The sequence below is a fragment of the Xanthobacter aminoxidans genome (genome assembly GCF_023571765.1).
Lineage (GTDB): Bacteria > Pseudomonadota > Alphaproteobacteria > Rhizobiales > Xanthobacteraceae > Xanthobacter > Xanthobacter aminoxidans.
This window is the reverse complement of the sequence record NZ_JAMJXC010000014.1, coordinates 146,448-154,373: the sequence shown is the minus strand read 5'-3', so window position 1 is coordinate 154,373 and position 7,926 is coordinate 146,448. Positions and strand designations below refer to the sequence as shown.

The 7,926-nt window shown below is 69.8% G+C and carries 6 protein-coding genes; 4 read left to right on the top strand and 2 right to left on the bottom strand.

Annotation, left to right across the window (positions count from 1 at the left end; translation table 11 throughout):
- Positions 1-368: 368 nt before the first annotated feature.
- Complete coding sequence (gene gltS, locus EJ105_RS19815; RefSeq protein ID WP_250167699.1) at positions 369-1,577, bottom strand: sodium/glutamate symporter; 1,209 nt, start codon at positions 1,575-1,577, stop codon at positions 369-371.
- A 65-nt stretch (positions 1,578-1,642) separates the two neighbouring features.
- Positions 1,643-3,103 (bottom strand): sugar porter family MFS transporter, encoded by a 1,461-nt coding sequence (locus tag EJ105_RS19810; RefSeq protein WP_284145544.1) that lies wholly within the window; start codon positions 3,101-3,103, stop codon positions 1,643-1,645.
- A gap of 32 nt (positions 3,104-3,135) precedes the next feature.
- On the opposite strand from EJ105_RS19810, the gene EJ105_RS19805 reads away from it, so the two are divergent.
- From EJ105_RS19805 to EJ105_RS19790, 4 genes are read left to right on the top strand one after another with little or no spacing between them, the layout of a single operon-like run.
- Positions 3,136-4,458, top strand: a complete 1,323-nt coding sequence (locus EJ105_RS19805; protein WP_029557157.1) for a DegT/DnrJ/EryC1/StrS family aminotransferase — start codon at positions 3,136-3,138, stop codon at positions 4,456-4,458.
- Between the two features lie 46 nt (positions 4,459-4,504).
- The gene (locus EJ105_RS19800) at positions 4,505-5,905 is read left to right on the top strand and encodes a sugar porter family MFS transporter (protein ID WP_284145553.1); all 1,401 of its coding nucleotides are present in this window, start codon (positions 4,505-4,507) and stop codon (positions 5,903-5,905) included.
- Between the two features lie 9 nt (positions 5,906-5,914).
- A complete protein-coding gene (locus EJ105_RS19795) occupies positions 5,915-6,262 on the top strand; it encodes a hypothetical protein (protein ID WP_250167696.1) in 348 nt (115 codons plus the stop codon).
- A complete protein-coding gene (locus tag EJ105_RS19790; RefSeq protein WP_250167695.1) occupies positions 6,255-7,901 on the top strand; it encodes a GMC oxidoreductase in 1,647 nt (548 codons plus the stop codon). Before EJ105_RS19795 ends, EJ105_RS19790 begins: the two co-directional genes overlap by 8 nt.
- The last annotated feature ends 25 nt before the right edge of the window (positions 7,902-7,926 follow it).

Sequence of the window (7,926 nt, the reverse complement as noted above, 5' to 3'; positions counted from 1 at the left end):
GGCCGGGGAAGGTCGCCCTCGTCGCCGTCATGCGAAAGATGCTCGTCATCCTCAACGCCATCGCAAGGGACAAAACCGACTGGAGCGGCGCCAAACCCGCTTGACCCCAATCACGGAAGATGCCCGGCACGAGGCCGGGCATGACGCGGGGATAGGGCGGACGGCCGCGGAGAGAGGTTCCCCCTCACCCCCAGCCCCTCTCCCGCAAGGGGAGAGGGGAGCCGGGCCGGCCTCACCTCAAGGCACTGAAGCGACTGGCAGACTTTTCCCTTCTCCCCTCGCGGGAGAAGGTGGCGCGCGGCGCAGCCGTGTGACGGATGAGGGGGCCGGATATCCGCCGCGGCATCGCGGACGCGCAGAACGCCCCCTCACCTCAGCATGAAGCCGATCGCCAGCGCGTTGGCGATGTCGATGAAGAAGGCGGAGACCAGCGGCAGGATGATGAAGGCGATGGGCGCCGGGCCGTGGGTGCGGGTCACGGCGGTCATGTTGGCGATGGCGGTGGGCGTGGCGCCGAGGCTGATGCCGGTGAAGCCCGCCGCCAGCACCGCCGCCTGATAGTTCCGGCCCATGGCGGGGAACACCACGAACAGGATGTAAGCCACCGCCACCAGCGTCTGCAATCCGAGCACGGTCGCCAGCGCCGGGCCGAGGCCGCCCAGCGTCCAGAGCTGCATGCTCATCAGCGACATGGCGAGGAAGATCTTCAGCGACAGGTCGGAGACCAGCGCCAGCGCCGGGGTGCGGGCCGGCCACGGCAGGCGTGGCGCGAGCTTCGGCAGGATGTTGGTGATGACGATGGCCACCAGCATGCACACCACGAACATGGGCAGCTTGAGGCCGGTCTTCTCCACCACGCCTTCCAGCGCATAGCCGATGATGATGACGAGGTTGAGCGCGAGGATGGTGACGAGGATGTTCTTGTAGTTGACCGAACCGCCCTCGGGCTCGGCCGGGGTGTCGGGCAGGCCCACCATGGGGGCGTCGTCGCCAGTGCCGCGCAGATTGAAGCGGGCGATGAGCAGGCCCGCCACCGGGCCGCCCACGAGGCTGGCGATGACGAGGCCGAGGGTGGCGCTGGCGATGCCGATTTCCAGCGCGTTGGGGAGATCGAACCTTTGCGAGATCAGCGGCGCCCAGGCGATGGTGGTGCCGTGGCCGCCCACCAGCGACACCGAACCCAGCAGCGGCCCCACACCATAAGGCAGGCCGAGCACCGCCGCCCCGCCAACAGCGACGACGTTCTGCAGCACCAGATAAGTGACCGTCAGCAGCAGCAGGATCACCAGCGGCTTGCCGCCGGTGGAAAGGTCGGAGACGCGGGCATTGAGACCGATGCCGGTGAAGAAATACAGCAGCAGCAGGTCGCGGGCATTGAGGTCGAAGCTCACCGCGAGGCCCACCACCTTGTAGGCGAAAAGCGTGGCGAGCGCCGCGAGGATGCCGCCGGTGACGGCCTCCGGGATGTTCCAGCGCTTGAGCGGGGCGATGATCTCGTTGAGGCCGGCGCCGAGGAAGTAGACGAGGATGGCGATGGTGAAGCTCAGCAGCCCCGAAACCTCGTACGTCGCTGGCATCTGGCTCCCCCTGCGCGGCCTTGCTCCGCCCCTCCTCTAGCCCATTCCGGGCGAGGCTCAAACGGTCAGGCGCCGAGGTGCCGCAGGGCCTTGCCGGCGAGCACGTCGGTCTCGATGTCCTCCAGTTCCTTCTGTCGGGTTTCCGGCACATAGGCGAGGGAGATGAAGAGCGAGGCGACGCACACCACGAGGAAGATGCCGATGGTGGCGGCAAGGCCGATGCCCTCCACCACCGAGAGGAAGCTCGCCGCCACGATGGCGTTGAACAGCCAGCTCGTCGCAGAGGCGGCGGCGATGCCCCGCTCGCGGATGGCCGAGGGGAACAGCTCGGACATGAGCACATAGGGCAGCGGGCCGAGGCTGAGGGCGAAGGCGACGATGTAGGCGCACAGGCCCGCGAGCGCCACATAGGGCCAGTCGGCCAGCGCCGCGCCGATCACCACGGCGAGGCTCACCGCCATGGCCGCCGAGCCGGCGATCAGCAGCGGGCGGCGGCCGAGACGGTCCACCAGCATCATGGCCGCCATGGTCGCCAGCACGTTGACGAGGCCGAGCCCGAAGGTGGCGGCGAGCGCCGCGACGCCGGCCGGGAAGCCGAGTTCGGTGAAGATGTGCGGGGCGTAATAGAGGATGCCGTCGATGCCGGAGAAGTTCTGCAGCACGAACAGCACGCTGCACAGGATGAGCACCGCCCTGGTGCTGCCCCGGCCCAGCACGGCGCGCCAGTTGCCGGCCGGCGCGCTCTCGCCCTCGCCCATGGATATCTCGCCGGCAAGGCCCAGCCGCCGCGCGGCCGCCTCGCCCTCCGCCATCCGGCCGCGGGAGAGGAGCCAGCGCGGGCTTTCCGGCAGCAGCAGCACGGCGCCCGCGCAGGCCGCCGCGATGAGCACGCCGCCGCCCAGCATCTGGTCCCACCTGGCATGGCCGGTGAGCGCGAGGGGCACCGCATAGCCGAGCAGGATGCCGATGGTGACGGCGAGCTGGAACAGGGACACCACCGCGCCGCGATGGCGCGCCGGCGTCACCTCCGCCGCATACATGGGGACCACCATGGAGGAGAGGCCGACCCCGAGGCCGATGAGGATGCGCGCCGCCACCAGCATCCCCACGCCCGGCGCCATCGCCTGTCCCAGCGGCACCAGCGCGTAGCCGGCGAAGGCCAGGGTCGCGGCGAGCAGGCAGGAGGGGCGCCGGCCGATGCGCTGGGAGATGGGGGCGGCCAGCACCGCGCCGACGAAGCAGCCCACCAGCAGCGACGTCACCATCATCTCGGTGGCGCGGGTGGAAAGGGCGAACGCCTCGGAAATGGTCCCGACCACGCCGGCGATGGAGGCCGTGCTGAAGCCGAACAGCATGCCGTTGAGGAGCACGAGGCCCGCCGTGAGGAACAAGGTTGCCATGTGATCCGACGGGTATGGGGGTAGCGCACTGATAACGTGCGCGAGATGGAGAGGCCTGCGGGACTTGTAAGCGCGACCTACAGTAGAGCATAAGTACAAAAAATCGAGCGGCGATAGGCCCGGCATCTCGCCGGAGCTGCCGTCAGGGAGGGTACCCCGTGACCGTTTCCGCGGCGACACACGAACACGCCAACCGCTTGGCCATCGAGGGCGGCGAACCGGTCCGCACCGCGCCCCTGCCGTGGGAGCTGCCGGGCGCCCACTGGATCGGCGAGGAAGAGCTGGAACTGGTCTCGCGCGTGGTGCGCGCCCGCAGCCCCTTCCGCTTCTACGGCCCCGACCTCCAGCACATGGTGGACACGCTGGAGAAGGAATGGTGCGCCGCCTTCGGCCACAAGCACGCGCTGGGCGTCTCCTCCGGCACCGCCGCGCTGACCATCGCCATGTCGGCCCTCGACATCGGCCCCGGCGACGAGGTGCTGGTGCCCGGCTATCTCTGGGTGAGCTGCGTGGCCGCCGTGGTCCGCGCCGGCGCCATCCCGAAGCTCGTGGACGTGGACGACTGCTTCACCCTCGATCCGGCGGACGTGGCGCGCAAGATCGGCCCCAACACCCGCGCCGCGCTGATGGTGCACATGAGCGGCGCACCCGGCCGCGTCGCTGACGTCGCCCGCATCTGCCGCGAGCGGGGCATCGCTTTGATCGAGGATTGCGCCCAGACCGCCGGCTCCAGCCAGAACGGCAAGGCCGTGGGCACCTTCGGCGACATCGGCATCTTCTCGTTCCAGCTCAACAAGAACATGACCTCGGGCGACGGCGGCATGGTGGTGACGGAGCGGGACGACCTGTTCCGCCGCATCGTCGCGCTGCACGATCTCGGCTATCCCCGCAACGAGAAGGGCCGGCTCGACACCTCGGACGAGAGCTGCCAGCTCTGGGGCGTCGGCGCCCGCATGTCCGAGCTGACGGGCGCCATGTGTCTCGCCCAGATGCGCAAGCTGCCGCAGATCACCGGGGCCATGCGCGCATCCAAGTGGCGGATCCGCAATGCGATCTCCGACATCCCCGGCCTCGGCTTCCGCACCGTGCCCGACCCCTCCGGCGACACCGGCCCGTTCCTGCTGATGACGCTGAAGGACGAGGCCACCGCCCGCCGCTTCGTCGACGCGCTGCGCGCGGAGGGCATCGCCGGTCCGGCCGGCTCGCTCGCCTGCCTCGCCATGCGGGAGTGGGGGATGCACTGGTATTCCAACATCCCGAGCCTCGTGCACAAGCGCTCGGACAGCCGCGACGGCTTCCCCTGGACCCACCCGTCCAATGCCTTCGGCGAGAGCTACAGCTACGCCGCCGGCGCCCTGCCCCATTGCGACAACCTGCACGCCCGCGGCGCGCTGCTCACCATCGCTTCGACCCTGACCACCAAGGACGAGGACGACATCATCGCCGCCGTCCGCAAGGTGGCGCGGGTGGTGCTGGCCTGACGCCCGGACATCGGGCCTTCACGACACAGGGGGCCGCGCCGCCGGGCTGTCCGGCGGGCGGACAAGCGCGAAGGGAAGCGCCATGATCTATTTGATCGCCGCCATCGCCGGCCTCGCCGGGGCGCTGTTCGGCTTCGACGAGGGCGTCATCGCCGGGGCGCTCGCACCGCTGCGCAGGGACCTCGGCATCGATCCCGTCGCGGAAGGCATGATGACGGCCGCGGTGCCCTTCGGCGCCTTCATCGGCGCCATCGTGGGCGGCCGGCTCGCCGCCGCCGCGGGGCGCCGCAAGCTGCTGTTGTGGTCCGCCATCCTGTTCATCGGCGGCGCGCTCTTGAGCGCGCTGGCCGGCGGGCTCATCACCCTCACCCTCGCGCGCCTCGTCATCGGCCTCGCGGTGGGCGTCGCCGCCATGATGGCCCCGCTCTACATCTCCGAGAGCGCGCCGGCCAAGGAGCGCGGCATGCTGGTCTCCATCTACCAGCTCGCCATCACCCTCGGCATCCTCGGCGCCTATGTGGTGGGCTACGCCTTCGACGAGAACTGGCGCTGGATGTTCGCCATGGGCGCTGTGCCGGCGGTGCTGCTGTTCGGCGGCATCTTCGCTCTGTCCGACACGCCCCGCTGGCTCGCCATGCGCGGCCGCAGCGCCGAGGCGAAGGCGGCGCTTGCCCGCATGCGCGAGCGGCCGGAGAGCGACCCCGCGGTCGCCGCCGAATATGAGGAGATCCGCGCCGCTGCGGCCGCCGACGAGGGCCGCAAGGCCACCTTCGCCGACCTGCTCTCACCCCGCGTGCGCCCGGCGCTCATCGTCGCCATGGGCCTGTTCCTGTTGCAGCAGCTCTCCGGCATCAACGCGGTGATCTATTACGCGCCCACCGTGTTCGAGCTGTCGGGATTCAGCTCCACCACCACCCAGATCCTCGCCACCGCCGGCATCGGCGTGGTGAACGTGCTGATGACGGTGGTGGGCATGATGCTGATCGACCGGCTCGGCCGGCGCCTGCTGCTGCTCATCGGTTTCGCCGGCACCGCGGTGTCGCTGGGCGCCATCGCCATCGCCGCCGCCACTGGCAGCCCCTCGCTGGGCGTGCTCGCCCTCGCCGGCCTCGTGCTCTACATCGCCTCCTTCGCCATCGCCATCGGCCCGCTGCCGTGGGTGATGATGTCCGAGGTGTTCCCGCTGGATTGCCGGGCGCTGGGCATGAGCATCGCCTCGCTGGTGAACTGGGGCTTCAACTTCATCGTGGTGTTCAGCTTCCCCGTGCTGGTGGCCGAGTTCGGCCTTGCCGGCGTGTTCGGCCTCTATGCCGTGGTGTGCGTCGCCGGCCTCGCCTTCACCCAGTGGCTGGTGCCGGAAACCAACGGCGTGAGCCTGGAAGAGATCGAGCGCCACCTCAGAAGCGGCCGTCCGCTGCGCGAGCTCGGCCGCCTGCACGCGGCCTGAGGAGACCCCATGAGCGAGACCTCTCCCGACGCCCCCCTCGATTTCGAGGCGCTGGTCGTCGCCCTCCTGCCGCTCGGCCCCTACCACGCGGCGCTGGAGCCGATGGTGGCGGACCTTGCCCGCATCGCGGCGCTGAACACCCAGCTCAACACCGCCTTCCGGCGCATCGCCGAACGCTCCGGCTTCCCCGAAGGCGCAGTGCATCGCGAGCACCTCGCCGAGGATGCGGAGGCGGTGGGCACCTTCTTCGAGTACGTGCATTTCGCCTCGCCCAGCTTCCTGGGCTCGGTGGGGGAATGGCCGCTGGTCGGCGAGCGGCCGCTGGCCGGGACGGCTTCGGGAGGCGCGCGTGACTGAGGCAACCCATTGCGACGTGATCGTCGTCGGCACCGGGGCCGGCGGCGGCATGCTGGCCTACGAGCTGGCGAAGGCCGGGCTCAACGTGGTCTCGCTGGAGCAGGGCGGACGCCTCGCCGACGACCATTTCAAGCGCGTGGACCCGCCGGGCACCCAGCTCGATTTCGGCATCCGCGCCAACACGGTGTGGCCGGCCGAGCCGCACGACAGCCTGTTCGTCCATCCCTTGTTCGAGAAGGGCGCGGACGGCTCCACGGGCTGGCCCGACAATAACTTCCACCACTACCAGATCCTCGCCGTCAACGGCCTCCAGAACCTCTGGAACGGCGTGAGCGTGCGCTTCTCCGCGCGCGACTTCCGGGACTGGCCCATCTCCTATTCCGACCTCGCCCCCCATTACGAGGCGGTGGAGCGGCGCATCATCGTCTGCGGCACCGAGGAGCATCTGGAGGAGCTGCCGGACGGCATCTATGTGCCCCCCAAGCCGCTGCGCCCCGCCGACATGATGATCGTCGACGCGGTGAACGCGATGGACGAGCCCTATTCGCACGCCATCCCCAACCGCAAGGCCATCGACACCCGGCCGGACAGCCCCAACGCCTGCGTCTCAACCGGCATCTGCACCTCCGGCTGCCCCACCGGCGCGGTCTATAAGTTCACCGCCCGGCTGCTGCCCGAGATCGAGAACCTGCCCAATTACGAGCTGCGCCAGGGCGCCAAGGTGGTGCGGCTGCTGCGCGAGCCGGGCACGAAGCGGGTGATGGGCGTCGAATATCGCGACATGGCCACCGGCGAGGCGCGCGTGCTCACCGCCGATGCCGTGGTGCTCGCGGCGGGCGCCATCGAGAGCCCGCGCATCCTGTTCAATTCCGCCGACGAAGCCGCGCCCGAAGGCATGGGCAACGCCGCCGGCCAGCTCGGCCTGCGGCTGCAGGACAATCCCAAGGCCGTGCTGTCCACCTCGCTGTGGAAGCTGTGGGGCAAGGGCCGCGACTTCGACATCGGCTATGGCGACCTGCTCATCCTCATGTCGCGCGGCTGGCTGCCGGACGGGGAGGAATTCCCCTTCATCGGCCACGCCATCCACGGCGTGCCTGACATTCCGCACTATCTCGCCGGCATGAAGCGCTTCCCGCCCTTCATGAAGGAGCGGCTCGCCCGCTTCATGTTCCATTCCTACGTGACGCTCGGCCTGTTCTGCGCCGGCGAGCCCACCCCCGCCAACCGGGTGCGGCCGGGCACGACCCGCGACCGCTTCGGCGTGCGCCATGTGGCGGTGGACTTCTCCGCCACCCCGCGCGCGGAAGCCATGATGGAGGCCATGAACGGCTGGGGCCGCCAGGTGCTGCGCCATGCCGGGGCGACCTCCATCTATCCCTCGCGCGACAACACCGGCACCGGCATCCACTATGCCGGCACCACCGCCACCACCGCCGATCCGGACAAGGGCGTGGTGGATGCGGACCTGAAGCTGCACGACCTGGACAACGTCTATGTCTGCGACGGCGGCGTCATTCCCGTGCTGCCGGACAAGCACCTGACCCTCACCATCATGGCGCTGGCCCACCGCCTCGCCGGCCATCTGGTGGAGAAGGCGCGCACCGGCGCAGCGGTCCAGGGCGAGCGCGCCCTGGCCTGAAGTTTAAGCTGGCACGCTCAGACGC

What these genes read in the sequence shown, in the direction of transcription:
- gltS (WP_250167699.1), bottom strand. Translation starts at nt 1,577, where the DNA reads ATGCCAGCGACGTACGAGGTTTCGGGGCTGCTGAGCTTCACCATCGCC.
- EJ105_RS19810 (WP_284145544.1), bottom strand. Translation starts at nt 3,103, where the DNA reads ATGCCGGGCCTATCGCCGCTCGATTTTTTGTACTTATGCTCTACTGTA.
- EJ105_RS19795 (WP_250167696.1), top strand. Translation starts at nt 5,915, where the DNA reads ATGAGCGAGACCTCTCCCGACGCCCCCCTCGATTTCGAGGCGCTGGTC.